The organism is Pedobacter sp. NJ-S-72 (assembly GCF_053890575.1).
Genome location: NZ_CM132681.1, coordinates 4,018,118 through 4,045,117, shown reverse-complemented (window position 1 = coordinate 4,045,117; position 27,000 = coordinate 4,018,118). Strand labels below are relative to the sequence as shown.

At 39.3% G+C, this 27,000-nt stretch carries 38 protein-coding genes and 2 pseudogenes; 25 read left to right on the top strand and 15 right to left on the bottom strand.

The genetic code is table 11. The annotated features are described in order from the left end of the window. The first annotated feature begins 38 nt into the window (after positions 1 to 38). From ACWYN3_RS26795 to ACWYN3_RS26675, 25 genes are all read left to right on the top strand, one after another. Positions 39 to 548, top strand: coding sequence for a hypothetical protein (locus tag ACWYN3_RS26795; RefSeq protein WP_456217101.1), 510 nt, complete (start codon positions 39 to 41; stop codon positions 546 to 548). Continuing rightward, entirely contained in the window at positions 536 to 676 is a 141-nt protein-coding gene (locus ACWYN3_RS26790) for a hypothetical protein (protein WP_456217100.1), read from the top strand. Before ACWYN3_RS26795 ends, ACWYN3_RS26790 begins: the two co-directional genes overlap by 13 nt. A 20-nt stretch (positions 677 to 696) precedes the next feature. Next, positions 697 to 903 carry a hypothetical protein gene (locus tag ACWYN3_RS26785; RefSeq protein ID WP_456217099.1) on the top strand — a complete coding sequence of 69 codons (207 nt, stop codon included), beginning with the start codon at positions 697 to 699 and terminating at the stop codon, positions 901 to 903. Further along, positions 900 to 2,075, top strand: a complete 1,176-nt coding sequence (locus ACWYN3_RS26780; RefSeq protein ID WP_456217098.1) for a DUF2586 family protein — start codon at positions 900 to 902, stop codon at positions 2,073 to 2,075. Before ACWYN3_RS26785 ends, ACWYN3_RS26780 begins: the two co-directional genes overlap by 4 nt. Positions 2,076 to 2,082: 7 nt before the next feature. Beyond that, complete coding sequence (locus tag ACWYN3_RS26775; RefSeq protein WP_456217097.1) at positions 2,083 to 2,517, top strand: hypothetical protein; 435 nt, start codon at positions 2,083 to 2,085, stop codon at positions 2,515 to 2,517. A 2-nt stretch (positions 2,518 to 2,519) separates the two neighbouring features. Then, entirely contained in the window at positions 2,520 to 2,846 is a 327-nt protein-coding gene (locus ACWYN3_RS26770; RefSeq protein ID WP_456217096.1) for a hypothetical protein, read from the top strand. 305 nt (positions 2,847 to 3,151) lie between these two features. Next, positions 3,152 to 4,948, top strand: a complete 1,797-nt coding sequence (locus tag ACWYN3_RS26765; protein WP_456217095.1) for a phage tail protein — start codon at positions 3,152 to 3,154, stop codon at positions 4,946 to 4,948. A gap of 56 nt (positions 4,949 to 5,004) precedes the next feature. Then, entirely contained in the window at positions 5,005 to 5,547 is a 543-nt protein-coding gene (locus ACWYN3_RS26760) for a DUF6046 domain-containing protein (protein WP_456217094.1), read from the top strand. Then, positions 5,541 to 6,050 (top strand): hypothetical protein, encoded by a 510-nt coding sequence (locus ACWYN3_RS26755; RefSeq protein WP_456217093.1) that lies wholly within the window; start codon positions 5,541 to 5,543, stop codon positions 6,048 to 6,050. The genes ACWYN3_RS26760 and ACWYN3_RS26755 overlap by 7 nt, the downstream gene beginning before the upstream one ends. Further along, the gene (locus tag ACWYN3_RS26750; protein WP_456217092.1) at positions 6,044 to 6,550 is read left to right on the top strand and encodes a hypothetical protein; all 507 of its coding nucleotides are present in this window, start codon (positions 6,044 to 6,046) and stop codon (positions 6,548 to 6,550) included. The genes ACWYN3_RS26755 and ACWYN3_RS26750 overlap by 7 nt, the downstream gene beginning before the upstream one ends. A 2-nt stretch (positions 6,551 to 6,552) precedes the next feature. After that, a complete protein-coding gene (locus ACWYN3_RS26745; protein ID WP_456217091.1) occupies positions 6,553 to 7,026 on the top strand; it encodes a hypothetical protein in 474 nt (157 codons plus the stop codon). After that, on the top strand, positions 7,023 to 7,241 hold the full coding sequence (locus ACWYN3_RS26740; RefSeq protein WP_456217090.1) for a hypothetical protein: 219 nt from the start codon (positions 7,023 to 7,025) through the stop codon (positions 7,239 to 7,241). The genes ACWYN3_RS26745 and ACWYN3_RS26740 overlap by 4 nt, the downstream gene beginning before the upstream one ends. Position 7,242: 1 nt before the next feature. Beyond that, entirely contained in the window at positions 7,243 to 7,809 is a 567-nt protein-coding gene (locus ACWYN3_RS26735) for a hypothetical protein (RefSeq protein WP_456217089.1), read from the top strand. Positions 7,810 to 7,811: 2 nt separating this feature from the next. Continuing rightward, on the top strand, positions 7,812 to 8,651 hold the full coding sequence (locus tag ACWYN3_RS26730; RefSeq protein WP_456217088.1) for a hypothetical protein: 840 nt from the start codon (positions 7,812 to 7,814) through the stop codon (positions 8,649 to 8,651). Between the two features lie 58 nt (positions 8,652 to 8,709). Then, positions 8,710 to 9,108 carry a hypothetical protein gene (locus ACWYN3_RS26725; RefSeq protein WP_456217087.1) on the top strand — a complete coding sequence of 133 codons (399 nt, stop codon included), beginning with the start codon at positions 8,710 to 8,712 and terminating at the stop codon, positions 9,106 to 9,108. Next, positions 9,105 to 9,551, top strand: coding sequence for a hypothetical protein (locus tag ACWYN3_RS26720; RefSeq protein ID WP_456217086.1), 447 nt, complete (start codon positions 9,105 to 9,107; stop codon positions 9,549 to 9,551). The genes ACWYN3_RS26725 and ACWYN3_RS26720 overlap by 4 nt, the downstream gene beginning before the upstream one ends. Before the next feature lie 26 nt (positions 9,552 to 9,577). After that, the gene (locus ACWYN3_RS26715) at positions 9,578 to 9,943 is read left to right on the top strand and encodes a phage baseplate protein (protein ID WP_456217085.1); all 366 of its coding nucleotides are present in this window, start codon (positions 9,578 to 9,580) and stop codon (positions 9,941 to 9,943) included. 74 nt (positions 9,944 to 10,017) lie between these two features. Beyond that, entirely contained in the window at positions 10,018 to 11,082 is a 1,065-nt protein-coding gene (locus tag ACWYN3_RS26710) for a hypothetical protein (protein ID WP_456217084.1), read from the top strand. Further along, on the top strand, positions 11,034 to 12,185 hold the full coding sequence (locus ACWYN3_RS26705; protein WP_456217083.1) for a hypothetical protein: 1,152 nt from the start codon (positions 11,034 to 11,036) through the stop codon (positions 12,183 to 12,185). Before ACWYN3_RS26710 ends, ACWYN3_RS26705 begins: the two co-directional genes overlap by 49 nt. 5 nt (positions 12,186 to 12,190) lie before the next feature. Further along, entirely contained in the window at positions 12,191 to 13,048 is an 858-nt protein-coding gene (locus tag ACWYN3_RS26700; RefSeq protein WP_456217082.1) for a hypothetical protein, read from the top strand. After that, positions 13,023 to 13,544, top strand: a complete 522-nt coding sequence (locus ACWYN3_RS26695) for a hypothetical protein (RefSeq protein ID WP_456217081.1) — start codon at positions 13,023 to 13,025, stop codon at positions 13,542 to 13,544. Before ACWYN3_RS26700 ends, ACWYN3_RS26695 begins: the two co-directional genes overlap by 26 nt. Continuing rightward, on the top strand, positions 13,541 to 13,792 hold the full coding sequence (locus tag ACWYN3_RS26690) for a hypothetical protein (RefSeq protein ID WP_456217080.1): 252 nt from the start codon (positions 13,541 to 13,543) through the stop codon (positions 13,790 to 13,792). The genes ACWYN3_RS26695 and ACWYN3_RS26690 overlap by 4 nt, the downstream gene beginning before the upstream one ends. Beyond that, a complete protein-coding gene (locus ACWYN3_RS26685) occupies positions 13,782 to 14,054 on the top strand; it encodes a hypothetical protein (RefSeq protein ID WP_456217079.1) in 273 nt (90 codons plus the stop codon). The genes ACWYN3_RS26690 and ACWYN3_RS26685 overlap by 11 nt, the downstream gene beginning before the upstream one ends. An 11-nt stretch (positions 14,055 to 14,065) precedes the next feature. Beyond that, on the top strand, positions 14,066 to 14,374 hold the full coding sequence (locus ACWYN3_RS26680) for a hypothetical protein (protein WP_456217078.1): 309 nt from the start codon (positions 14,066 to 14,068) through the stop codon (positions 14,372 to 14,374). Between the two features lie 72 nt (positions 14,375 to 14,446). Next, a complete protein-coding gene (locus tag ACWYN3_RS26675; protein WP_456217077.1) occupies positions 14,447 to 15,115 on the top strand; it encodes a TetR/AcrR family transcriptional regulator in 669 nt (222 codons plus the stop codon). Between the two features lie 270 nt (positions 15,116 to 15,385). Here the strand turns inward: ACWYN3_RS26675 and ACWYN3_RS26670 are convergent. From ACWYN3_RS26670 to metK, 15 genes and pseudogenes are all read right to left on the bottom strand, one after another. Continuing rightward, positions 15,386 to 18,065: pseudogene (locus tag ACWYN3_RS26670) on the bottom strand (glycoside hydrolase domain-containing protein). Beyond that, on the bottom strand, positions 17,989 to 18,402 hold the full coding sequence (locus ACWYN3_RS26665) for a glycoside hydrolase domain-containing protein (RefSeq protein WP_456217076.1): 414 nt from the start codon (positions 18,400 to 18,402) through the stop codon (positions 17,989 to 17,991). Before ACWYN3_RS26665 ends, ACWYN3_RS26670 begins: the two are co-directional and overlap by 77 nt. A 221-nt stretch (positions 18,403 to 18,623) precedes the next feature. Beyond that, positions 18,624 to 19,013: a hypothetical protein gene (locus ACWYN3_RS26660; RefSeq protein WP_456217075.1), complete on the bottom strand. Its 390-nt coding sequence runs from the start codon at positions 19,011 to 19,013 to the stop codon at positions 18,624 to 18,626. A gap of 11 nt (positions 19,014 to 19,024) precedes the next feature. Then, complete coding sequence (locus ACWYN3_RS26655; RefSeq protein ID WP_456217074.1) at positions 19,025 to 19,555, bottom strand: hypothetical protein; 531 nt, start codon at positions 19,553 to 19,555, stop codon at positions 19,025 to 19,027. Next, positions 19,534 to 19,899: a hypothetical protein gene (locus ACWYN3_RS26650; protein ID WP_456217073.1), complete on the bottom strand. Its 366-nt coding sequence runs from the start codon at positions 19,897 to 19,899 to the stop codon at positions 19,534 to 19,536. Before ACWYN3_RS26650 ends, ACWYN3_RS26655 begins: the two co-directional genes overlap by 22 nt. Before the next feature lie 139 nt (positions 19,900 to 20,038). Beyond that, positions 20,039 to 20,230, bottom strand: coding sequence for a hypothetical protein (locus tag ACWYN3_RS26645; protein WP_456217072.1), 192 nt, complete (start codon positions 20,228 to 20,230; stop codon positions 20,039 to 20,041). Between the two features lie 10 nt (positions 20,231 to 20,240). Continuing rightward, positions 20,241 to 20,648 (bottom strand): hypothetical protein, encoded by a 408-nt coding sequence (locus ACWYN3_RS26640; protein WP_456217071.1) that lies wholly within the window; start codon positions 20,646 to 20,648, stop codon positions 20,241 to 20,243. A 64-nt stretch (positions 20,649 to 20,712) separates the two neighbouring features. Next, positions 20,713 to 21,030, bottom strand: a complete 318-nt coding sequence (locus ACWYN3_RS26635; protein ID WP_456217070.1) for a helix-turn-helix transcriptional regulator — start codon at positions 21,028 to 21,030, stop codon at positions 20,713 to 20,715. Positions 21,031 to 21,064: 34 nt separating this feature from the next. Beyond that, on the bottom strand, positions 21,065 to 21,532 hold the full coding sequence (locus ACWYN3_RS26630) for a hypothetical protein (protein WP_456217069.1): 468 nt from the start codon (positions 21,530 to 21,532) through the stop codon (positions 21,065 to 21,067). A gap of 48 nt (positions 21,533 to 21,580) precedes the next feature. Continuing rightward, positions 21,581 to 21,925 (bottom strand): antibiotic biosynthesis monooxygenase family protein, encoded by a 345-nt coding sequence (locus ACWYN3_RS26625; protein ID WP_456217068.1) that lies wholly within the window; start codon positions 21,923 to 21,925, stop codon positions 21,581 to 21,583. Between the two features lie 135 nt (positions 21,926 to 22,060). Then, the gene (locus ACWYN3_RS26620; RefSeq protein ID WP_456217067.1) at positions 22,061 to 23,059 is read right to left on the bottom strand and encodes a cytochrome P450; all 999 of its coding nucleotides are present in this window, start codon (positions 23,057 to 23,059) and stop codon (positions 22,061 to 22,063) included. A 176-nt stretch (positions 23,060 to 23,235) separates the two neighbouring features. Next, the gene (locus ACWYN3_RS26615) at positions 23,236 to 23,583 is read right to left on the bottom strand and encodes a hypothetical protein (protein ID WP_456217066.1); all 348 of its coding nucleotides are present in this window, start codon (positions 23,581 to 23,583) and stop codon (positions 23,236 to 23,238) included. 52 nt (positions 23,584 to 23,635) lie between these two features. Next, positions 23,636 to 24,031 (bottom strand): trehalase family glycosidase, encoded by a 396-nt coding sequence (locus ACWYN3_RS26610; protein WP_456217065.1) that lies wholly within the window; start codon positions 24,029 to 24,031, stop codon positions 23,636 to 23,638. Between the two features lie 11 nt (positions 24,032 to 24,042). After that, positions 24,043 to 25,191, bottom strand: coding sequence for a trehalase family glycosidase (locus ACWYN3_RS26605; RefSeq protein ID WP_456217064.1), 1,149 nt, complete (start codon positions 25,189 to 25,191; stop codon positions 24,043 to 24,045). A 322-nt stretch (positions 25,192 to 25,513) separates the two neighbouring features. After that, positions 25,514 to 26,791: pseudogene (metK, locus tag ACWYN3_RS26600) on the bottom strand (methionine adenosyltransferase). Between the last annotated feature and the right edge of the window lie 209 nt (positions 26,792 to 27,000).

Here is a 27,000-nt window from a genome sequence, read left to right as displayed (position 1 = left end):
AATTGTCTGTCTGGCTTAGTTTTAAACTATTCAAACTGGTGCCGCAGTCGGTACAGCAAAATGAAACAAGATCCCCGGCGCTCATTGAAGAAGCAAAAACGGCTGCAAAAATATTAGCAACTGCAGTAGATCAGAAGGGATATACCAAAGTAACGCTGGAAAGGAAAGCTGCAATCATTGGTGACGGTGACATCAGTAAGTTGCCCATCAGCAAATCTGTAATGGACAGTTTGCGGCTGGACAACCTGGATAAAACCAGGAAATTGCAGCAGGCTTCCTTACTTAACGCAAATCTGAAGGTCACCGCACTGAGAGCAACCAGCATCATTGACAGTCTTCAAAAGAAACATTATGTCTATCGTGATGATTATTTAACAGCAAGTTTCAACCTGGATACAACGGGTGGCACCTTTGATATTAATTATCAGATCAAACTGTTACGGCAGGATTACGTAAAGAGAAAGAATTGGTTCTCCCCTTATGTACAATATACCGATATCCTCAGTCCGGACAAACGGATGATTCTATCAACGGTATGCAGTCCTTAACGATTGCTGCACCTAAATCCTCCCGTCTTGGCCTGAGCTTACTGGCCGGCTATTACTATAATCCCTTTAAAGGCCAGTTTTCACCTGGACTAGGCCTTGGCTTGTCTTACAACTTAGTAGAATTTTAAACAATAATTAACCAGTCAACATGGCAAAAAGAAACAAAGGAACACCTGCGGTTAAACCGCAAAAGGAGACAGACACCCCAAATAAGGTATTTGTACCGCATCCAACTGTAGATGTGTATTACCTGACCAGTGATGGCAGTCCATTCTATTTGGAATCAGCTGCAAAGGATCATGCTAAAGAGTTAAATAACAAAACAATTCAAAAAATAACAAAAACAAATCAATGAACGGTGTAAAATTCATCAGAGAAAACGGCGGGCTTGCAAGACAGCTTTCAGGCAACGACCACATTAGCGGACTTATTGTTTATGGCGAAGCAGAAGTACCTAGAAAATTGGTACTATCATCAAGTGAAGTTGATGACCTATCTATGTCAAACCCTCTACTGGTTTATCATATACAGGAGTTTTTCAGGATCAATGAAGGTGCAAAGTTATATATCCACGCTCCGGTGGCGCTTGATGGTATATATAATGAGGTTAAAACTTTACAAAATTTTGCAGAAGGCAATATCAGGCAACTTGCAGTTTATGATCCGATATCATTGCCAATGATAGATGGCCGTGTATCGGTCTTACAGCAGATTGCAACAGAATTGGGCAATCAAAATATTCCCTTGAGTATCTTATTAGCTGCAAATATTCTTCCATCTGATATTCCACTTTTACCTAACCTGCATGATTTCAATGCTGATCGTGTAAGTGTGGTTATTGGTCAGGATGCTGGTGGAAAGGGAAGTTATTTGGCTAAAAGTAGTGGCGCTATGTATCGTAGTGTTTCATGTCTAGGGGCAGTATTGGGAGCAGTCTCTAAAGCAAAAGTTCAGGAATCTATTGGCTGGGTTGAAAAACAAAACCTGGTATCTACTGCCTATCCTAAACCATTGGATGCACTTACAGAGATGGCCAGAGAGCTTGATGTGTTAGGTTTTGCAGATGGAAGCAAAATCGGGGACTATACTCCTTCACAATTACAGTCAGTCCATGAGAAGGGGTACATATTCGGTACGAAATATACCGGGATCGCTGGTTCTTACTTAAATGATAGTTTCACTGCAGTAAAATTAACCAGTGACTTTGCTTATATCGAAAATAACAGAACAATTGATAAAGCCATCAGAGAAATCAATAGAGTGCTTTTACCAAAAGTTTCTGGTCCTGCATACGTTGATCCTGATACTGGAAAGATCCAGGCTTCAACAGCATCGGCATTAGAGTCTATCTGTGATGATGTTTTAGATCAGATGGTAAGAAGCGGTGAATTAAGTGGCTATAAAGTTATCATCAATCCTGATCAGCCGATCCTGAAGACTTCAAAATTAGAAGTCGTATTAAAACTGGTACCAGTAGGGACCTTGAGAGAAATTACGGTAAAAATTGGTTTAACACTTCAAAAATAAAATAAAAATGGGAATCACATTAGAGCCATTAATTAACGGTAGAGAATATGGATGGGCGGATATTATTGTCAATATCGACGCTGTACCGTTAACAGGTATCAGAGCCATCAAGTATGAAGAGGTCATGGAAAAAGAAAATATCTATGGTGCAGGAAGAAATCCAGTAAGCCGTGGTTATGGTCGCATTTCAACGACAGCTTCAATTACCCTGCTAGCAGGAACCGTATTCGCTTTAAAATCCGGTGCACCAAAAGGACAATTACACCGTGTTGCACCATTTAGCATTACAGTAAATTATCAGCCTGAAGCAGGTCCGCTAATTACGCATGTATTAAAGAATTGCGAATTTAAAAAGAACGCTTTCGACTGGAAGGAAGGCGATATGAGTAAAGAAGTAGAATTAGAATTAATCGTTTCACACGTAGTAGACAAGAGCATTTAATTATGGAAAACAATGAAAAACTAATCTGCGGACTTAGTGATATTGAGATCCTGCAGCTTAAAGAAAAGCATGGTTTTTTAATTTTAGGAGAAGTGAGACAGGCTGGTACAACTTATCAGGCAATTTTCAAAGAACCTGATTTTAAAACACTGGAAGCTACCGGTGCAGTAGGAGAGAAGAATGCGATTAAAGGTACTATCGCACTTTTTGATAATTGTGTAATCGCTTCTGATGATGCTTTAAGTCAGCGTGACTTTTTAAAGTTAAAAGCTGTAGAATGCCTTGCGCAACATATGAACTCTTTTAATGTTACCGTAAAAAACTTGTAGGCTCGCTTAATGGCGAGCCGGACAATAGCAAAACAGACACCGGGAGGTGGCAGGGCGATGCATTAATCCGCTCAAATTTCAGTGTCGATCCAGAAAGACTACAGCTTAGTGAATGGGCAAAATTACATGCCCAGGCACAATGGCTGGAGCGCTGGCGACTTGAAAACCAGGCAGGCTGAATTTATTTAAAGTGATGTTTGGGGCCTAGGGGTATCGTGAATAAAGCCGATACCCCGGCTTTTAAACAACGTTCAGTTCTGAACATAAATAACAATTATATCAAATTAACAAAACAATACTCCAACATGGCTGACGGCGGCATTACTTTTCCAATTAACTTCATCACCAATGGCGACCCTGTTTTTGTGAATATAAAAAAGGGTCTGAATACGATCGAACAGACAATCAAGAAAACGACTAAGGCTATGGTCGATTTCCAGGATTCTTTCTCCTTAACAAAACTAACCACTGACCTGAACACCGCTTCAGATTCGTTTAAAACTCTTGGCAAAAGCTTTTCCGATGCCATGAAAGCCGGAAAAGATATATTGTCTGCAACCAGGGTTCAATCCGGGCCATTAAAAGCAGATGGTACTGCAGACATGCGCTTCAGGGTGAACCAGATTGCAGCACAAAGTCAGGGCATTACCGGTTACTTCGGTAATGCAATTGACCGCCTGGGCCTTTTTATAAATAAAATGGGCACAGTAACCAGCAATGTAGGCAATGTCATGGGCACTATGGGTCAGGTATCTGGCAGCATGGGAGAACTCTCTACCAATCTGGGCAGTACCATGGGTGACGTGGGTGACCTGATGGGGCGCCTGGGTACATCAATGGAAAGCATTGGGGGCGTAACAGGAACAATTGGCCGTGTAGTGGGCAATATCGGTGGCTATACAAGTACTATTGGTGATACCTTAGGCGGTGTTGGCGAAGTTATGGACACACTGAGTAAAGGCATGGGTAGTGTAGGCGGACTTGTAGACGGTATAGGCAAGAATATGGGGACATTAGGAACGGTAATCAGTTCGGTAGGTTCAGGCATAAAAAACATTATTCCTGCTTTAAGCGGGGTGGGGACTGCTATTATGAGTATTCCTGGGATAGGATGGATTATTGCCGCCATCGCCGCTGTTGTTGTAGCTGTCAAATTATTGTGGGATAATTCTCAGCGATTCAGAGAGATCCTTTTCAGTATCTGGGAAGTTGCACAAGCTGTATTTTATAACATTGGTGTAGTGATCAACCGGGTATGGGAACTGGTAATTAAACCTGTTGCTGCACTGATCCGGGAAGTCTATTCAGGTGTGTTTACTGCGATTGGGGACTTCATACAAACAGTATGGAATGGGATTAGCACTGGCCTGCAATGGCTTTGGTCTTCTGTTATCCAGCCCGTAGCAACGTTTATCTGGGAATTATATACAGGCATATTTTTAGGCATCTGGAATGTGATTAAGACTGTTTTTACAGCGATTCTTGGTTTTGCCTCCGGCATCTGGAACTGGATCATAAAAACCTTTTCAGGTTTTGGAAAATGGATCAATAACCTGCTGATTAAACCTATCAGAGAAGCTTTTAGTGGTATTTGGAAATGGATTTCCGATTTATTCGATGGGATTATGAACAAGATCATGAAGTTTATCAAACCTATCAAAGACCTGTGGAATAAGATTTTCTCTTCTGATGGGATGAAAGATCTGAAGGTTGCTGCACAGGTGGGTAAAGAAAAGGGAGCGAAAAGTTTCCAGGATGATCAGAAAGACAAAGCCGGAGAATCTAAAAATGAAAAATCCGGAAAGAACAGCCCTAAAGAGACCATGCTTGCAATTTCCAGCTTTAATCTTAAAACAACTCCTGCATTACCAACGATGAGCCCGATTGGTGGAGTCGCAGCTACTCAGGTTATGAGTACAGCCGGGCCGGATAAAGGTGGCGCGACTCAAAACACCGGGAACCTGAATATTACCAAGCTTATCGAAAACCTGAATATCTATAATCAAAATGGCACTACAATGAGCAAAGAAAGCATGGTCACCATGGTGAAAGATGCTTTGCTTACTGCAGTAGCAGATTTTTCACTTGTAAAAGCACAATAAAATGGATAGTCTACTTAAAATACAATTACCCAACAATAAGCAAATGGCAGCGGGAGTTGCACAAAACCTGGCATTTCGTTTTTGGTCTTGCCAGACCTTTTCAGGTCATCGATCAGACGGGCCCGGATTTTAAAATCCTGGATGACATGGAAGGTGTCTCCTGGCTTACTTCACTGGCAATACAACATGATTCAATTCCGGGATCTTTCACATTCGAAGAATGTATCATGTCGTTAAACCTGGAGAAAACAATTGTTTCTACTCCTCTGCAGGGTAGAAATGGAACAATTAAGGAATATGTCACACAAGGTGACTATACGATCACTATGGCGGCCGGTATTACACATTATGAGAACAGCAATTTAACTCCTGCTTTTACTGAATATCCAACTGATAAAATTAAGGAGCTTAACCGTTATCTGAACATCAAAGATTCACTTAAGGTGCATAGTGAATTTCTGGACTTCTTCAATATAGAGTCAGTTGTTGTTCAAAAATTCTCTCTCAACCAGGAGACTCATAGTAATCGTCAGGGAGTCAACATAACGATGCTTTCGGATACCCCTTATGAAATCAAAATTAAAGGAGAAAGATGTTAAGGTTATGCAGTAGAATCACCATCACCCAGTCTGAAGGAGGAAAATTGAGCTGGGAATTTGACTCATTGGTCAGCTGCAGTATTCAAACTGACATTAGCACTTTAACCGATACCTGTGAACTGGAGTTACCAAAAAAGATCTCCTGGGAAGGAAACAAAAACAAAAATGGGTTGCCAATAAAAAAAGGTGATAAGATAACTATCAAACTTGGATATGATGATGAATTGAAACTTCGCTTTTCTGGCCTGATTAAGACTATTGACACCAAAAATCCCATCAAGATAAAATGTGAAGATGGCATGTATATCCTGAAGCAGAAAAAACCAGAGCCGAAGGCATTCAAATCTGCGATGTTAAAAGAGGTAATGAAACATTTGCTTCAGGGAACAGATTTTGTATTTAAGCTCATTGATGAGGAGTTGAATATTGGTAACTACCGGGTCTCCAAATCGACCGTTTCTGAGGAGGATTACAGGAGGAGCTCAAGGAAAAATACATGTTGAGTGCTTACTTCCGCAATATTGACGAAAAGAGCATCCTGTATGTCGGCTTAACCTATCCATTTGACAACCGGAATAAAGTAAAATTTATAACTGGAAAAAACATCATCAGTGAAACTTTCGAGTACCGGGACAATAGCGAGGTCAAAGCAAAAGTTGTTGCAGTCTCTTTCAATGAAAAGCACGTGGAGACGAAGGTCGAAGTTGGAGATAAAGAAGTCGGAGAGATTATTCAGATCAGGATTGATGGACTAACTGAACCTGAACTTAGAAAGTATGCTCAGCAATCGCTGGATACCTATAAAGAGGATGGACTTAAAGGGAGTTTTGAAGCTTTTGGAGAACCGCTGGTAAACACCTGCGATATGATAGAGATCTATCCGGCAGAAGGTACAGGCGGAACTTACCTGGTCAAAAAGAATGAGATAAGATTTGGAGTCAGCGGTTACCGCCAGAAAATTGAACTGGGACAACCCATAAATATTAACAAAACCAAGCCATAGATATGAAAGAATTAATACAGGCACTTGCCCGGACAGGCGATGAAGTATACGCCAAAATAGGTAGAGTGGTTACTGTTGACCTCAAAGGAATGACTTGCGATGTACAGCCTGTTGATGGCTCTTCAAAGATTCTTGGGGTTCACTTGCAGGCAGACAGTGATCACGGAGGTTTTCTTTTAATTCCGAAGGATGATAGTTTGGTTTCAGTAGTATTTATCAATAAGGAAACAGCGGTTTTGGCTAATGCAGGAGAGCTTAACAGTGCAGCCTTCCAGATCGAAAAAACAAAATTCGAAATAACCAATGAAGGTTTCCTGCTTCAAAAGGAGCAGGAAACTTTAAAAAAACTAATGCTCGATTTACTTGCTGCGATTAAATTAATGACGTTCACAACCAATATGGGGCCAACCATTAAACTAATTAACGAGGCACAGTTTACAGCCATTGAAAACAGATTTAAAAGCTTTTTAAAATGAGTTTAGACCAGCAAAGATTAAAACAGAAAATTAAAGCTGCTATTCAGGCCGAACAAACAGAAGAACAGAATGCAAATGCGTCTTTAGATCGCCTTTCTGAATCTATATCACAAGCTGTGATTGCCGAAATCAAAGCCATAAAGATAAACTATACCAGTGGTTTGATGAGTCCGAATGGCCCGGTAACAGGAACTATAAACATGACAATAGAATAAGATGAAAGACATTTTAGTAAAAGATGATGATGCATTGATCGTCAGGGGTGACTTTTTTATCGAAGAATCCGATGCACAGCACGTAGAACATCTCCTGAAAAGCAAACAAGGCGAATGGAAGGAGAACCCGCATGCGGGGATTGATATTAGCCAGGCACAGTATGGGACTATAGATCGCTTTTTGTACCGCAATATCCGGGTTCAGCTTGAAGCAGATGGTTTTATAGTTAAAGAGTTGGCAATCAATGAAAATGGTATAGACCTAAACGGAGCATATGAAGGAGTATATAGAATTTATGAACAGCAAAGCTGGTGGGATATTTCCATGCATGAATACGGAACCGCTGAATTCGGTACTGATCTGGCAGTATTTAACAACTCCAGTCCAGCAGAAAATTTAGTAGCAGGGACATTGATTTTTCTGCCTGACTACAGGTCAGAAAAACTGGTGCTGCTCAGTATGAAAAACATTCCGGCAACCGGCTTTGACAAACTTGGAGAGGGAGCAATTAATAAACCCCAGGGAATAGACTACTGGGCAGTCAGTTACGATTTTATAGTAAGTTAATTATGGCAAGAAGCATAGAACAAATACAAGCAGAAATTATACAGGCCAAAGAAGCCGATTCCGATTTGGATGGACTGAACAGTACAAGCAGAGTAGCGATATGGCGATTGATAACTTATGTTATTGCCGCTGCAATTTCCACGCTTGAAAAACTGTTTGATCTGCATAAACAGGAGACAGACACAAAGATCTCGTTGTTAAAACCGCATACGGCGAGGTGGCGTGAAAAAACAAAGGCCTTTCAATACGGTTTCCCTCTGGTTCGTGATACGGACTATTATAACAATAACAATGTAGCTGCAGATCTGGTTGAAAAAAGCAAGATCATCAAATATGCAGCAGTAACAGAAGCAAAGGAAGAAAGTCGTCTGATTGTTAAAATTGCTACGGAAATCGCAGGCGATTTAGGACCGATCACTGCTGCTCAAAAAGAAAGTTTTGAAGCTTATCTGGCTGAGATCAGGGATGCGGGAGTGCGTATTAACGTAATTAATTTTTTACCAGACAGACTTTTCTTAGACATGCTCATCTTTCGTGATCCATTATTAATAGACGCAGAGGGGAACAGTATTCTGAATGGAGGCAAACCAGTAGAAGAGGCGCTCAAACAGTACCTCAAAGAATTGCCTTTTAACGGTGAATTGATACTGGCTTCTCTGGTAGACCGATTACAATTGTTACCTGGTGTAAAGATCCCGCATATTAAAAGCGTTCAAAGCAGCTGGGTTGGTGGTACAGGCTCTGGTGATTATGGAATACCAGAAGAGATTACAGTAACTAAGATTCCACAATCGGGGTATTTCGAAATCAAAGACTTTAGCGGGATCAAATATGTGGTATAAAATAGACTTCAAGAGGCTTGCAATTTTGATACTGCCTACCTTTCTTAGACAAAACCTGATGGTAAGTTATATACAGGCATTAGTTACGCCAGTCTCTATGTTATACCAGTTCTGGTATAACAAAAGGGAAGATAATCTATATAAACTAGCCCATAACGGGCAGGTTTGTTATCTGAGAAAAGCACTTAATGATATGTTTGACATGGAATTAAGGCGCATTTACATAGATGATGGCGACCGGTTCAAACGTACCTATATCTATACCGTGCCCGAGAATCAGCCTCGCTACATAAAACCGCTATTTCTACAACCCAGGACAAGCTACGCAGATACTGGTAACGATTTTAAGGTAATGGTACCGGCAGAGGTGAACACCCCTGCAAATTATTATCAACTAGACGCATTAATTGATTTTTACAAACTAGCAAGTAAACGACATATAATAGAAACCATATGAACAATATAAATTTTCAACAAACCGGAGGATTTCCGCTTGAAACTGATACTTTAAATTTTATGCAGACCAGCTATGCCTCCCTGCAATCTGTTACTGCTTTAGGTGGCAGCAATTACATTTTGTCTGGCTGTCTGGCTTCTGGAAGGACATTTACAGACGGCTATGTTGTACTGAATGGTGAGTTGTTACCTTTTAGGGGGGGATTGGAACAAAGTAATATTGTCATCAGGGAAGATAAACAAACCCGTCCATTTGAAAACGGTCAGAGCAGGGATGTCTTTTTTACACGTTATGCAGAATTTGGAACAGGCACCGATGCAGTAGCATGGGCAAGTCTGCCCCGTTTGATGGATTTGCAGACAGTAACTACAGAGATCACTAAAAAAGCACTAAGTATAGATTTGTCTGCACTTAGAAATGAGTTGAGACACTTAAGAAAATAGCGGCTCCATTTTCTTTGGGTGGTGGTATGGTCTTATTTAAAAAGCCTTTTAATCAAATTCCTGCTGGCTGGTCTGAAGTAAGAGAATGGCGTGGACGATTACCTATGGGCTGGAATCCTGACGACTATAATTTCAATACTGTTGGACAAAATGGGGGAGCTAAAACGCACACTTTAAATGAATCGCAATTACCGAGATTATCGAATGACAGAGCTGGTCTTCAGCGCCAGTCATACTGGGGAGAAGATGTAACTACCAGGGGTACGGATAAGACTAATTCAGGTACAGAACCAGATCTTTACAATCATATTTCCTGGCCGGGAACAGCTGCAGAAATTACCCATCTCAATCCTTACCGTATCGTAATATTCATTGAATATACAGGAGGATAAGATGGCGAAACAAACTTTATATGCGATAAAAAATTGGTTTAAAACTGGTTTAAAGCCTAGTCAGGTGCAATTTTTTGGGACCCTGGGATTCTTTCTGGCATAAAGATGGGATGATTCCTGCGGCAAATATTGAAAATCTGGACAAACGTCTGGATGAGAAGGCTGATCGACAAGCTTTTTCAGGCCATTTAACAGATCCGCAAGCACATCATGAACTTTTAGCTTCAAAAGCGAACCTGAACCATACCCATATTATTGATCAGGTTGACGGATTGCAGCAGGTACTAAACAGTAAAGCGACCAAGCAGGAAATTTCATATGCGATTGAAGACTACGATTTTGATTTAAAAGATGGTGTTCCCGAAGATGGCAATACTTTCATGAAATTATACCAAAAGATATCCGGTGGTTTCAAAGAAGTCACGGTTGCTGATCTTGCAGCAAGGGATGCATTTAATATTTCTGGTTTGCCGATGAATATATTTGTGCTCAATGATGGCGATGGCCGATGGGCTTTATATAAAGCAACGACAACGGGAGTGAAAGCTACTTATGTTAAGATTAGTGATCCTGATCTGTTGAACGCAGCTATGTCGGCAAGTCAGATTAAGACGAGTTATGAAAGTAACCCGGATACTAATGCTTTTACCAATGTTTTATTGGCTAAACTAAACAGCTTACAGAATGTGACTATTGCCAGTGATGCGGAAGTTCAGCTTAATGCCACTGTTTCAGAAGACAGTAAGGTGGTGAGCAGACTGAAGTTATTCAATTGGTGGGCCTGGGTAAAAACACAAACCCAGATCATCACTAAATCGTGGACTTTTGATTCCGGGATTACATTAGGGGCAGGAACAGGGACAACACCGCCTTTAATTATTCCTGGAGGAGTATTGACGTCTGCTTTGCAAAACGGAGCTATAGAAAGGGATGCGAATGGGACTTTGTGGAATACTTTTGGAAGTGTAAGAAATCCGTTATTGAGTATACTTACTGTCAATAGTTTACCTGCGACAATACCTACAGCCCTGACTTTTGTATATCTCAGTACTGATAAGTGTATTTATTACTCTGATGGTGTACGCTGCAGTTGCTTGTACGATCATCTGTGCCTGTTGGTGGGGATACTTCAAATCTGATCAAGACGATCAGACAGGTAACGGCAGATGAATATACTGCACTTCCGGCTTCCGAAAAAAATGCGGATACTTTGTATATTTCGAAAGGGTCTCCATATAACGTCATTACAATACCTCCACCACCGCCACCAGTTATTATCAAAATAGATGATATCGATCTGACAGATAAGAAAACTATTGAATATGGAAGGTTTTATGATTGCCCTGCTAACTACTCACTTCCGAATAATTTATTCTATGTAGACTTTGGCTGGCATCAGAACAAAGCGCAGGATATTATTGTTGAGGTATTCCATTTGAATAATGATAATACGGAGAGTAAGGTCTCAGAATATATAGGAAGAGGTGTTATTAACTGGTATTTTGGGGAGCAGCCGGGAATAAAAATTGTTAAATATATTGTTAATCCATTGGGTGTTAGAGAAATGTCAATTGGTATCAAAGAATACAATTCTTTACCACAGCCGCAATCTTCCAATTTTGAGTTAAATAAAAACTTCTTAAATTTTTTCGAGAATCTGCAATTGTTGCGTCTGCCAGTAATGGGACGGTTTGTAATAAACGCAGGAATTCTGGATTGCTCAGAATTAAAAAACCTGATTTATGTCGGTATTCCTAGTATGTATCTGGTCTATAAGATTGAGGTTGCTCCGCCTGGTGAGACTCTTTACATGAATACTATTTTATTCCACCCGGAGGTTAAGATCCAATCACTACGCGTTTGGATTAATGGTGATACACCTGAAGATGCAATTAATACTTCGAGACAATGGTGGGGTAAATTCTCAAAGATTCCTGAAAATTTAGCCGATACCACGAGTATCGAATTGAGATATTCAAATATCAGTTCGTCTGAACTGGATAGAATGTTGATTGAGTTGGATAAGGCCGGGAGGTTCAATGGAAAAATTGAAATTGATTCTTATAATAATCGAAACTGGAATGGAATGGCTCTGTTATGGAGCATGTTAAAAGAACATCTGCGTCTAATGTTGCTAAGGTATCTCTGCTTCAAAAAGGATGGAGCGTTCTCGTACCCGAATAATACAAAGCGTAAAATTCCATCTCCGGCAAATTTAATATTTAACAAATTATTACTATAAACAACATGGCAAAACAAACCTTGAATATCATAAAAAACTGGTTTAAAACCGGATTAAAACCTTCTCAACAGCAATTCTGGGATACCTGGGACTCTTTCTGGCACAAGGATTCAATCATACCAGCAGCAAATATCGAAAACCTTGACACCCGTTTTAATGAAAAAGCGGATGCAGAAGCCTTAGCCAGCCATATCAAAGATCTGACTGCACATGGGTTAAATGGGAAGGCTGGATTAGGAGAAGACAACAAATTTACAGGGAAGAACACCTTTACAAATAATATCAGAACACCAAAGATACTTTCTGATACAGGAATTGATTTTAATCTGGATACTGTTGATAAAATATCTGGTAGTAGTGGGTTTGCTGGTAAATTAACATTTGACATTGAGGATGGCAGGTTATCATTAATGACTACTGCAGCGTCTCAGGATACTGCATCTTCTCCCATATTTTCGGGTAAACAGCTGACAATTAATAATGCTGGTGATGCTGAGATTAAAGGGAAACTGACTACGGCCGAATTATCGGTAAGAACTGCAGAAAATTTTTACCAAAATATTAAACCTGCGGTGGTAGCTACAGAAGACACGCAACTCCTTCTGCCAGCTTTAAGCGGAACGCTGGCAAGAGCAGAAGATCTTCCTAAGATTAGTGCCGGAACTAATGTTGAAATAACCGGAGTTTATCCTGAGGTGATCATTAATGCTTCTGGCGGCGGGGCAGGTTCTCCTTTAGTTCCAGCCACCTATCTGGAACTTGTTGCTGCTACCTCGGCAGGTACGTTAGTTCCCGGACAACAATATCTGATGACAGACTTTCAGAGCACCTTTGTTTATGCTCAGCATGCATGTAATTTATGAAGATCCTGAAGTATCTGACACTTTATACTATACTTCAGAGGTATATTCAGGAGCCATTGAACCTATTATAGTTTTAGCTTTAACAGTTAACAGTTTACATAGCACAGCCAGATCTACTGTCTATCCGGAGGACGAAATGGTCTATACCTTACAAAATAAATATGGAGGAATTATGGATTCGACGAAAGGAACAATCCTGGAAAGAAGGGACCTTGTGAATAACAATAGAGTTAATTTTGATTTCCGGGAAGTGAAATATAAGAAGGCAGATGGTAGTATAGGATTGGCTATACAGAGTATGGGTAAAAATTGTACTATTCACGTGGCAGGAGGTTATGGGGAAGCGCATCCTTGTGTAATTAACGATATATATAATTCTACTGTCAGAGCCCGTTATGCGTTTATGGCAGGTTTAATTGATAATTCCATTCTTACGATAGATACCGGGTCTAGCACTATTATATCTAATAGGTTATATATAATTCCTGTAGTATGAGTGCCAGTGCAATCTATTTCACTAAATCAAAGATAGCTTATCAATTGAATAATGTCACCAGTAAATATAATTTCACAGGTGGGGGGTATACTATAAACAACTATAATATTGCGTATTTTGATATTAATAAAGGGTATGGCCCACTAACTATAGTTGCCATTGGCTCTCAAGGCAAACCCGCACATGTACAGTATATCGATAATGATGGAGTGATTCAAACGAAACTTATACTCAAAGATGGTTTTTAACATCGCTACAACAAATTCCAGCTTGTCACTGGAACGGCAGGCTGATTTGGTTCGTTTACTGAATACTCATAGTATTCCTTACCGGCTATATACCGGTGAAATAACACCACTAAAATATGATGGTCTGTATAATACGGCCAAGCAAATCATTCAGGATCATATCGAAGAACCCTATGTTATTTTTGCTGAAGATGATCTGGTGCTTACAGAAGCCTTTAGCATAGAAAACCTGGAAAATTATATTGACCGGCTGCGGCATTAAAACTGGACGTATTGGCTACCGGAGCCTGGTTAAGTTATGAAGAAGTGACTGTTTCTGATAAATTGTTAAAAATAGGAGGGTTCCGGGGTACCCAGTTAACTGTGATTTTTAGATCGGCTTACCGTATTTTATTGGATTCGCCAATTTATAACCATTTTGAAGACACCATCAGCAAGTGTCAGCCAAAATTGCAAATTGGTCTGACTTTTCCTTTTCTCAGCAAACAGCGGGAAGATATTCCTTCTATGATTGTATCTGAAAATCACAATTACCTCTTTCATGAAAATGAGGATAAGATTAGAAGACGTTTAAATATGTAATCGATTTGCGTAGGTATTACATTGAAAGAACTCATAAAACGCTATTTTTGATGATATACGTACGAAAGAGATATGCCGGAGAAAAATGATTTACTTAAAACGGAACCTAAAAACAGGAAATTGACTGAGCGTAAGCTCATTGATGCTGTAGGGGAAATTATCCGGTCAAAAGGGTATACAGGGCTGGGCGTAAACGCGATTGCTAAAACGGCTGGTGTCAGCAAAAAACTGATCTATCGTTATTTTGGGACTGTGGACGCTTTAATAGAGACCTATCTGATCGAAAGGGATTATTGGGTGACCTTTTCTAAAAAAGTAAGCGATGCAGCTGTTGCATCTAATAAAAAGCAAACTATGATTGAGTTTGCATCAGGAGTTTTTGAAAACCAATTTGATTTCTTTTTCAATGAGGATGAAATGCAGCGTATCATTCTGTGGGAGATCTCTGAAAAGAGCAATATCTTAAACGACCTGAGTAAAAAGAGAGAGACTATGGGAGAGGAGCTTTTAAAATTAACAGATCCTTATTTTAAAGACTCGGATATTAATTTCAGGGCAGTTTCGGCTATTATTATTTGTGGGATCTATTATTCTGTGTTACACACTAAGAAAAACACGAGTACATTGTGCGGGCTAGATTTGAATACAGAATCAGAATCAGGAAGAAAAGAAATTACAAAGGCCGTAAGAAAAATTGTAGAGCTCTGTTTTGGAAGCAAGAAGAAAAAAACTGTTAAATAGATACCTCATGGCTAAACACACCTAAAGCCATGAGGTATACTAAACTAATGTTGGTAAGAACGATTTCTAATCTTATAAAGATTCACACAAAGCAAAGTTAATTTACATTAATTCCCTAAGTGGTGACATAAGTAAGAAAAAGTGGAAATATTTTTAGACCAAATCAACAATTAAACACCTCACTATGAGGCGTTTAATTGTTGATTGAACTTGTGTGTGAATAAAATTATTTAAGAGACTATTTCATAATCAATAATTGGGCGCTAAAACTCATTCAATTATCAGCATTAATCCTTCTCCTTTTTTAACGGATATCTCCTCATTAACAGAGAAAGTCTGTGCTGGTTGAAAGTTCTTAATTGCAGGTGCAATTAGCGTCGCTTTCTTTGGATCAATCCCTAAAGCTTTCCAGTCAATTACCAGTTTTATCTTGCATCTTCTTTAGCCCAGCTTGCAATCGCTACCAATGCCTTTTTATCTTTTAAATAAACTGTCGCCAAAACATCTTGCTGCGTTGTTTTTACCGGATTGCTTTTTACCCAGTAACCGATCATTCTGCTGTCTTTAATACCGAAGTTATCCCAAGCCTTCCATATTGGACGCGGATCAGCATTTTCGGACCATGGCATACGATTAGTCATACCGTAAACCATACCTCTCCATGGATTACCGCCACCCTCAAGCATTTCTCCCATTAGTCCAAATGGAATCCCGGAGATTTCTGTCAGATAAAAATCCTGAGTATTATTTTGGTAATCAAAGTTTTCTCCAAACCACAATCTGTTTAAATAAGGGAAATGATCCATATATAAATTGGCACTGTTATTAAAGCCATCACGTTTATTATATTGATTAGCAGAATGCAGGTCAATGATACCAGGATGCCCATCCTGGGTCAGCACCCTTTTAATTCTTTTCATTGTTGTTCGTCATAGGCTACGTCATCCAGGTATATCCCATCAATACCCACATTTTGTACCAGCCAGCTCATTCCTTCAACATAATAATTGTGCCAGCGGCTCATTCCGCTATTGATAATGGCAGCATCTTTTACTTCTGGAACATACCATGCCGCAATATAATCTGCATTTAAATGTTCCTGCAACCAGGCATAACCACCACCTTTACCTTGTGAAAAGACTTCATGGCCCAGGCTTCTTAATGGAGCCAGTTCGTAAGCACTATTAGACACTTCACGAACCGTATTATAGATTTTTACTTTTAAACCCAGGTGATGTGCTGAGTCTATATAGCTCTTCATTGCATCATGCGCGATAAAAGGATAGTTGATATAAGGGTTTATAGCAGTTCCGTGATGGATATTAATAACAGAAGCACCTGTGGCTTTAATAGTATCCACATTATTGTACTTATGATAATATCTTGTTGCCCACTGATCTTCGGTATTAAGCGAATGGAAAGGTGTGATCATTAAATTGAAATTATAATAAAGCGTATCACCTGCTTTCATTTCTCTTGCACCACTGTAATTAGTGACAGAAGTATTTGCGGCATTTTGTTGAATATCAATTCCACCCTTATCATGGTTTCCCCATGAAGAAGGTAAGAGAAGTGGTTTATCCAGATAGAAATTTGTATTTAAGGGACGGGTATAGTGCTCATCTTTTAATGCAAACCGTAAACCAGCATTCACGGCTCCGATCCACGCTCCATCCTGGTTTTTATAGGCTACATCCCATTTCCATTTATAATCGGCTGGTATTTTTCCGCCTTTTAAGTTCAGGCCCATCATATATTCGGCAATCTCCTTTTTGAAAGGGATGACCATTCTGATGTCCTTGAAATTTACATCTTTTAATGCCGTAAGTTTAATGGAATAGTTAATAAATCCATCAAACTCCAGACTTGCCTTAATATCCATTCGTAATTTAGGTGATGTATTTACAGCTGTCCATTCTACTACTTCGCCTGGTTCTAGTTGTTTAATATCAGGTTTGCCAGTTTTCCATTTGAGATTTGAACCATCTGTTTCTTCAGCAACCAATGTAAAAGGAGAAGATAATAAAGGGCGTGGGTGCTGATCGATCGCAGTCATCTCTTCTGTGAAAAAAGATTCGATCTGTGCAGGCATACCATCATTTCCCAAGGTCAGTTTTCTACCTAATAAACTGATTGTATTTCCATTTATCCTTAAAGGAATATAAGGTTTGATCAGCTCGTTTTTCTGCCCTAAAGATGAATTTAACCAGGTTAGACGAGTTTGTTTCCAGGGTTCGTTCACGCCCCCGTTAACAGCAATCTTCGGGCTGACCACTAATTTGACCTGTACAGGAACAGCGGCTGCTCCATCAACCGTTACTGTTACAGTCCCGCTATAGGTAGTAGCTTTTAGCGTTTTGGGAATATCCAGCAGACACCACAAAGCCTGAATATCATTCTTCTTAATGTCTACCTGTTTCTTTTCTACTGTATTATCCCAGTTTATCCCATCTGTATTCAGGCAGGAGATTAATTTGGAGGAGATAATATCGCCCTCAGCACTCTTTAAATCTGTAAAATTCAATTTCACATTGTGCAGATCTTTTGAAAAAGCATATAAACCTAACTGAAAGCTGTAATGCTCTCCACGATCTGCAGTATCAGTAAATATTTTGGATGTTCCTTTTGTAACCCAGCGCTGAGGAAGATCTTTCTCCATTTTTATAGGATGAGATCTGTCTTCAGGAAACACAAGATAAGGCTGATCTTTATTTTTTGAGATCAGGTTTTCAACTTCTTTTGCAGTAGCGATAACCTCCATCGGGTAAAAGCTGTTTAACTGGTTAAAAGATTCCAGGTAATCAACTTTAGCCGCAATAGCTTTGCCGTTTATTTTATTTGTCCACGCAGGTGTTGCGCGATCAGATGGTTTTTTATAAATAGCCGTAGGATAGTTTGAACCCGGCTGAACATGAAAAGGCAGGTAATAAAATATAATAGGTTCCTGCACCCGAAACAGGTTCGAAATAAACTGTTCCTGTCTCACGTGAAAGAGATTCTGTTTTGATATTCAAAACCCGTTTGTTTGAACGGGCATCCACTACGATGATTTCTTTATTTGCAGGGTTATCTTTTCTGCGCCATTCAATCACAGCCTTAGCCACCGGGCCAGCTGAAGGAACTGTGATAACTGCGCGATGATTCCCTAATGAATCCGCATCCCAGCTACTTTTGCCTGATACATACTTTAATTGCTGTGCTTGGGTATCAGCACAATTAATACTGAAAAGTAAAGCGGTCACAAGGACTGCTTTTGATAAAAAAGTTGCTTTGGTTAATTTGAACATGACCTTAGGTTAGGGATATTTGCCTGACATGAAGGTATTCATTTTAATTCCGAAAGACCTGAAAACAGCCCTGATTTGACCCCGAAAATTAACGCAAACGTTTGAAATGTAGCTGTGTTAAGCCCTTTGTAATTATTTAGCCCTGCGTAGTTTCAACGGTAGTTCTGGTCTGCTATCTTTCTGTACCTTCATATACGAAGATGTCACCTTTCTTTCGTTTGTCATTGCAATAATAATGACGTAACCTTATTGAGCATATCATCGCTATGATGATTAAGCTCATCAGCTTTAACGGCATTATCGGTTGCCCATTGTAAGAGTGTCTTATTTTTTTGTTGCAGTGCGATTTGTGCAATCCTGAAATAGATGCTGGCCAGCATTCCACTATTACGTGAAACAGCCTGTAGTGCACGCTGGTAATAGTCGAGCGCTTCCGTGCTTTTATGCTGAGCAGATTTTATCCTGCCTAAATTGTAAAGTAAGGAGAATTCAAGGGCATGCTGATCAGAATTTTTGCATGAATCTATATAAAGCAGGGCTAGTTTTTCTGCCTCTTCTGGTTTTTGATGTATTCTTAGCAGGACTACGCGCTGTACTTTACCCATTTCCATGGCTAGTGGTCTTATTTCATCGTCCCAATGGATATAACTTTATAATGAGGATCAATACTTACGGCTGCTACTTTAGCGTTGACGTATAACAGGACTGAACTGCTTTTGTCATTGACAGTTATTTTTTGCATTGAAGTTTCTCCGTTGGCATAAGTGATTAACACATCAAGTGATAACCGATAATACTCTCCTTGCTGAATCAGGTTAAGATTTAGTTCGTTTTTATGCTGTACCCAGCTTGTTTTCCAGGATGGGGCACCAGCACGGTCAAACCATTGTGTGTAAAACCATTGCAGACTGCCTCCATTTGCGAGGTCCATTTCTTTTAGAAAATTAGCCCAGGTTAATCCACTATTGCTATATTTCTCACTGATAGATTGTAGTCCTTTATTAAAACGTGATTTTCCAATAGTTTCGGATAGTAAGTCTAATACAAGAAAGCCCTTGCTGTCACCAATAATATGGTCGTTGGCATCCGATAAGGTGCTTAAAGGTTCATCATTGCCCGCGGCCGAATTTTTTAGATAGCCCAGAGACCACACTGGTCGCTGATATAACCAGGATATCCTGTTTTCCGGTAATCCGCAACATGAGCACTATCGAAATGGTTGACAACCTGTAAAGACCCATATTGTGCCATGGCCTCAGCTAACATCGCACCGCCTTTATCTCCTTTGGATGAAATTTTATTCCCCCACCATTGATGACCAATTTCGTGACCAAACAAGGCGTAATTAAATTTTCTCAGTGCATCAGTAGGCATTAAGACACCACCAAGTACGCTTGCTCCGCCTATACTTGTCAGCTCAGCAATATATTGGGGAAACTCAATAATAGAGAAATTCGGAATGCCCAGTGTGCCAAACTGTGAACTTAGAAAGTCCATGACAGCGGCCGACTTAAGAGATAAATCTGCTCCATCGATTCCTTTGTTCAGGCTGTAGGTGTAAAAAGGTATTTTGCCTCTATATTCCTCCCGGTGATAACTTCCAATATATAAAGAGAAAATATCTGGCTGCGTATACTTAAAGGTGAAAGGTGAATGTCTTTTGTGTTTTTGTCTGGCTGGTTAAGACCTCACAAGATGCCATTACGGCGGTAAGAGATGTTTCTGTAATTACTTTAAGTGTTCCGGTTCCCCGTAAATACTTTCCCGTTTTTCCTTCAGCATAAGAGATCACTTGTGGATACCAGGCTGAGCCATAACCACTGGCCATACAAAAAATACTATCTATATAATATATGAAAAGAGGGAGCGGAGCCACGGTCGTAAGCATAACTTAATTTTAACGGGCTCCCAATAGGTAATTTGTTAGTGAACTTAAAAATATAGGCGACATCTCCGGCATCATTTACTGAAGTTCTCCTTGTGAAGGCGGCGCCTGCTAATTCTAAAAGTGGAGGAACAGGACATTTGCTCAGCACAATTTCGACAGAATCACTATTGATTGATTCTGTTAAAAACGAGAGTGTTCCTTTCACCTTAAAAGTTTGCTTGTTCAAATCTGTATTTACCTGTAGCTGGTAATTCAGATTTTGCTGAGCATGTGCCACTGTTGACAGGATTAATAACAGACAGATAAAAAGTACAGACCATAATAATGCCCGTCTGGCGTATTTCTGATATTTATTCATAGTATTAACAAAGAAAGAGGTTCGCTTTCAGTTGAAATTGTATCAGATTAACTTTTTAAATTTATCAGGTGAATTCTAAACCACTTTTCAGTATCTGGCGGAATTTTCCTGGGGTAATCTGATAATACAGACGAAAAGATCTGATTAAATGTGCCGCATCGGTGAAACCTGCGGTATAAGCTATATCTGCAACTGTGGTTTGAGTAGTGAAAAGTAACCCAACTGCTTTTTTAACACGCATTTTAAGCTGGTACTCACCAATAGTAAGGCCTTCTTTTTCTTTAAATGCTCTTGCAAGGTATATAGGATGAACAAAAACACGATTTGCAACAGATTGTATCGTATGGTGCGTTTCAAACTCATTCTCCAGAATAGCCTTCACTTTGGGCAGCCAGGTCAGGCGTGCAGGTTTTTATCTATGGTGCTATGGTGCTTTCTGCAAGCCAGTTATAGATGTATTCTTCTGAAAAGACAAGTGCATCTGCTTGTGCAAAGCTGTACATAATGCGGTATAAATATTCAAATGTACCTGCTTTATAGATGGCAGGAGTTTTTGGAATCGCGTCTGAAAGATCGTGGTTATGAAACAACTTAGATTTTAACTCAATATTGAGGCATTTACCACCAGCATTTTGAAAATTATTGGCATGTGTATAACCCGCAGGCCGGAAAAGAATTTCGCCGGGAGTGATGATGTTTTCCTGTTTGCCATTTACTTCCTGATAGCCACCATTAATCAGCAGCGATAAATAGGCGTTTTCGTGCTGATGTTCTGGAATATTGATGAATGGCTGATATTGGGTTACATTTAATTTCAGGGATAAACTCTCTTCAAATTGTTTTTCAATACCGTAATAGTTACCTGAAGAGAGTAAAATAGCCATTGCTTATTTGGTTGGAATCCAGCATCTAATATAAACAATTTTCAAGCATTAACCGTGTGCTGTCCTACTGTCTGCGGGAGCTTCTTTACGATCAAACATCCCATAATCCCGCACCACATTTGCTATTCTTAAATGATAATCCTTAAAAACAGAATCGCGTCCTTTTGATTGTGCTTCACGATGCATTTCGATATTTCTCCATTCAAGGATGGATTTTTCATTCTCCCAAAAGGACAGGGATAAAATTTTATCAGGGTGTACCAGGCTTTGGAATCTTTCAATGGAGATAAAACCTTCTATGGTAGACAATAGGGGATTAAGATCTGCGGCTATAGCCAGGTAGTCTGCCATTTTACCATCTTCTGGTATGACTTCAAAAATTACTGCGATCATGTTTATGAATTTAAATTGTGATAAATAGGTTTTTAACCAGTTTGACGTTTAACATTGACTCGTAGGTTATGGACTGTGCTGGTATTTGGATACGATGATATAAGGTCTTAAAAGTTTTAATAGTTAGTTCAGTAATCAGAGATTTTTTGCCAGGCACTGGTGATGGCCTGCACCAAAAGTGAGGTGCTCATGGTTGTTAGCTCTTGATGGGTTATATGTTAATGGTGATTTAAATATCAGCGGATCAAGATTTGCTGCTGCTAATACAATTGTTATCATTTCTCCTTCTTTTATTATTTGATTACCTATTAAAAGATCTTTTCCGGCAATCCTTCTGGTTAAATGTACTGGTGGGTCAAAACGTAAAGTTTCGATGATAACTTTTCTGAAATAGTCTTCTGCTCCGGCTTTGGGAACAGGCTGGTTATTACGGATCAGTTGGATCAGCGTATTGGTTAATAACCCCCGGCCTGCATCGTAACTCTGAATGAGCAGACCAATTAAATTAGAAGTTAACAATTCTATCCATTCATCACTATCTGTTCCGTTTATCACAGTTGGAGTATTGGCGAGATGTTTTTGTGATAAAGTGAATAAAGCGTCGGTTATTTTATTCAGCAGTATTATTTCTTTTGCTGTCTTTTGCGCAGACATTATTTTAACTAATTCTGCAATATGTTTGACGACGAATGCACAGTCCTCTTCTCCAAAATTCAGACTTTTTAAAATATAAAGTACGGGTAGTTTTTTAGCAATGGCATCAACCCAATTGATATTCCCTCTTGTTTTTGCCGGTTTGAGCAGAGATTCCAAAATAGGGTTGACCGGCGCAGGACACATTTGATTATAAATATGCATGGCTGCGCGTCTTGATTTCTCATGTTGCTGAGAATTATTTAAACGGGCAAGTTGTCTGATTAGTCTTACTGAATTTTGATTCAGACCAGTATGGCTGGTTTTGATTTCGGGAATAAGTGCGTCCTGATGAAGCAATACTTGTTTTGCATATGCATAAGAATAAATATTCCATCCTTGCTGTGCTGAAACATAGTAAACAGGATGTTCTGATTGATATTTACTATAAAAAGTATGAGGGTCAATTTTATTCCAATCTAAAATAAGTCCGGTATCCATTTGATCTGATTATTTGTTTAATCAAAATTAACCAACCTTAAAAGATTATGCTTCAGTTTGAAATGAAGTATGGGTGTTTACTGTTGAGCGGATAGATTAATCCGGGAATCCCGGATGGGAGCGTGGTAATTGAGCAAAGAAAAACGTTGTTGTTGTCCTTTGCTCAAATTGAATATCTATTTAAATAATTCTTGCATATCCCTGTCGGCAGTGGGGATTTTCTTAAGGAAGTCATCAAAACCTGTTCCTTCCTGAGAACTGTACATGCCATAAGCATCGATAATGTAGCCAATTTGACCTTCTTTATCTTCTAACAAATAAAGCACAGAATTATCTCCGGGATCTGAATCACCTTCAAAACGATAAGTTTTTATGATAGTCAGATCTTCCGGTACGTAGATTTTGTGCAGACCAACACCCTGCATTTTGCCATGGTCGGTCATCTTTATTTCGTTATCTAACCCTTTTTGCCTTAATTTTTCTAAAATCTGGCTAAGTGTGTTCATTTCCGCTGGTTGTTCCATAATAAAGATTGTTTGCTTATTAAACAAAGCCTTCTATAAATGGTTTTCTTTTTTATTTAGTGTAGCCGTATTTTTTCATCAGAGAAAGCAATACCCCGTTTGTCCATCCAAATCCATCCTGAGAAGCATATTCTCCTCCTCCGGCTTTCAGCTCAAGATCAACAACGTTGTATTTCTCCATCAATTTCCCTGTTCTTTTGTACACATTTGTATTTAAGTTGATCCAGCGTACAGAGATGTCCTTTTCCAGATCGTGGAAACCGTAATTGCCCAGCCCATTGATTGCCATCCATTGTAAAGGGGCCCATCCATTCGGAGCATCCCATTGCTGATGCGTATTTAATGGTGTAGAAACTAACCCGCCAGGTTTAAGGAATTTTTGCTGTAAAAGGTTTTTAACCAGTTTTGCCTGTTTTAAATCCGCCAGGTTAAAGAACAGGGGATACATACCAGCCAGACTTAATACTGGAGACTGTTTTTTTTTGTTTTAATATTATAGTCAGTGAACCACGATAGTTGTGGTGACCAGAAATATTTTTGAATGCTGATTTTCCTTTTTAATGCTAAAGACTGGTAATGCTGTTCTTTCGCTTTATCATGTTGAAGTGCATAACATTTTTGAATGGTCTGTTCGAGGTTATATAACAGACAATTTAAATCTACAGGAATTACTTGTGTGGTTTGAATAGTCTTTAACTGCATCTCGTCAACAAGCCATCTGCTGCTAAAATCCCATCCGCTTTCTGCTGCGGACCTGATATCGCGATATACCTCCGGGTTTTTTTTCTCGGCTTGTCTGCCGATCAGTACATCTTCTTTATAGGATTCTTGTCTTGGTGTATTTAACTGGTCGTAATAGCGGTTTAACTTACTTCCGTCGGGCATCACTACCACATGTTTAGTTGGCGCAGACTGATCCATCCAGTAGGCATATTCTTTTTCCAGCGCAGACTGATAAGTTGTATATACCCCCCTCCTTTGATCTTTGATCTGAGCAAGAAGCCCAATCATCAGAGAGAAATATGGGGGCTGCGATCTGCTGAGATAATAATTTCTATTTCCATTGGGGATATGTCCGTTCTGTTCAATCAGGTAAGCGAAGTTTTTGACCATATTTTCAATAGTTTCATTTTCTCCGGATACTTGAAGACCTAACATCGTGAAGTAGCTGTCCCAATAATAAACCTCCCTGAAACGACCTCCTGGAACGATATAGGGAGACGGCAAGTCTAATAATGAACTGTTGGCGATCTTGTCTGCAGGTTTGCGGCGTAGTGCTTCCCAAAGCTGGTTAATATGTTCTGCAACCGGCTTGTTTTCTGTGATGACAACAGTGGCATTGGTGTCGGGAAGAAGAAAATTGGCTTTTACAAAATCCAGTGTGCTAAATTTGGTTTTAGCCGTTTTCAGCTTCATATAATCTTCCAGAATTTTGGATGGTTCTTTTTTAGGGATACAATCCACAAATGTTTTACCGTCTTTCAGTACGTTTTGCATTTGTACATCAATAAATAATTGTCCGTATAACTGGTCTGGTGTTTTGGTCTGGGCGTAAACGCTCCCAAATTGAAGCCCTATAAACAGGATAAATATAAATCTGCGCGTCATATATCTTTTATTATTGAATAATAATACGATTTATTCTGGGGTTTGCAGATACGTTTTGGATTTTAACTATAGAAAAGCAAGGGCAAGACATCAGTATAAGACAAACGTACCTCGTTGGGACGAAGATGCGTGTGAGTCCACGTCAAGTCCACGTTGAGTCCATCTTGAGTCCGCCTTTTCCTGAAAATAGGTGGATTCACTGTGTAACTCCCATGGATCAGAGCTGGATTCGTACAGAAGTTCTTCCGAAGCTGGGTACAAACGAAAAAGAGCGATGTCTGTGAAGACACCGCTCTTTTTTCTATTTTAATACCTTATCGGATTATAGAGAAAACGCTTTTTTAACAGCGTCTACAAAGTCTAGTTTTTCCCAGGTAAATAATTCTACTGTGATTTCTTTCTCAACACCGTTAGATGCTTTGAATACTTTAGTAACTACTTCATTGTTTTTACCAAAGTGACCATAAGCTGCGGTTTCAGAATAAATTGGATTCCGTAATTTTAACCGTGTTTCAATACCATAAGGAGTCATATCGAAGATTTTTTCTACTTCTTTCGCTATTTCACCATCAGTAAGCAATTTACCGTCTGCTGCTTTAACTTTTGCTGTTCCGTAAGTGTTTACGTAGATACCCATAGGCTGAGCAACACCAATTGCATAAGAAACCTGTACTAAAATCTCGTCAGCAACACCAGCTGCAACTAGATTTTTAGCAATGTGTCTTGTTGCATAAGCAGCTGAACGGTCAACTTTAGAAGGATCTTTTCCTGAAAATGCACCACCACCGTGGGCACCTTTACCACCATAAGTATCAACAATAATCTTTCTTCCGGTTAAGCCAGTATCACCATGCGGACCACCGATAACACAATTTACCAGTTGGTTGGATTGATGTGATATTTAATATCCTTGTTGAACAATTTGCTGAACTGAGGATATTGACTTGATACACGTGGAATAAGGATATTGATAATATCGTCGTTTATCTTTTTAAGCATAGCCTGCTCTTCATCAAAATCATCATGTTGTGTAGACACAACAATAGAATCGATTCTTACGGGCTCGTTGTTATCATTATATTCTAAAGTAACCTGAGATTTTGCATCAGGACGTAAATACGTGATTTCAGTATTTTCGCGACGGATAGCTGCTAATTCAATCAGGATTTTGTGTGCAAGGTCAAGTGCAAGAGGCATGAAGTTCTCAGTTTCTCTTGTTGCATAACCAAACATCATTCCCTGGTCACCAGCTCCCTGAGTTGTTTTGTCTTCTTTATCTACACCCTGGTTAATATCAGGAGATTGCTCATGAATCGCAGATAATACACTACAAGAGTTACTATCAAACATATATTCACCTTTAGTATAACCAATTTTATTGATTACCTTACCTCTTTGCGATCTTCTGCACATCAAGATATGCTGATGATTTCACTTCGCCAGCCAGAAAAACCTGCCCGGTAGTTACTAAAGTTTCACAAGCAACTTTTGATTCAGGATCAAATGCTAAAAAATTATCAATTAGTGCATCCGAAATTTGATCTGCTACTTTATCAGGATGGCCTTCAGAAACAGATTCTGATGTAAATAAATATGACATTTTAAATAATTAGTTTATTAATCAACAATTTTTTAAAATGGACAATGACCCCGTAAAAACAGGCAGTAAAATGAAGTGTATGAATGGTTAGCACTTTTTTTTACGTGGTTGCAATCCCGTCATGCTAGCATAACATCGCAAATCAGTCCACCTTTAGAATGCAAAATTACTATATATATTCAAAATAGTCAAAAAATATCAATTATTTT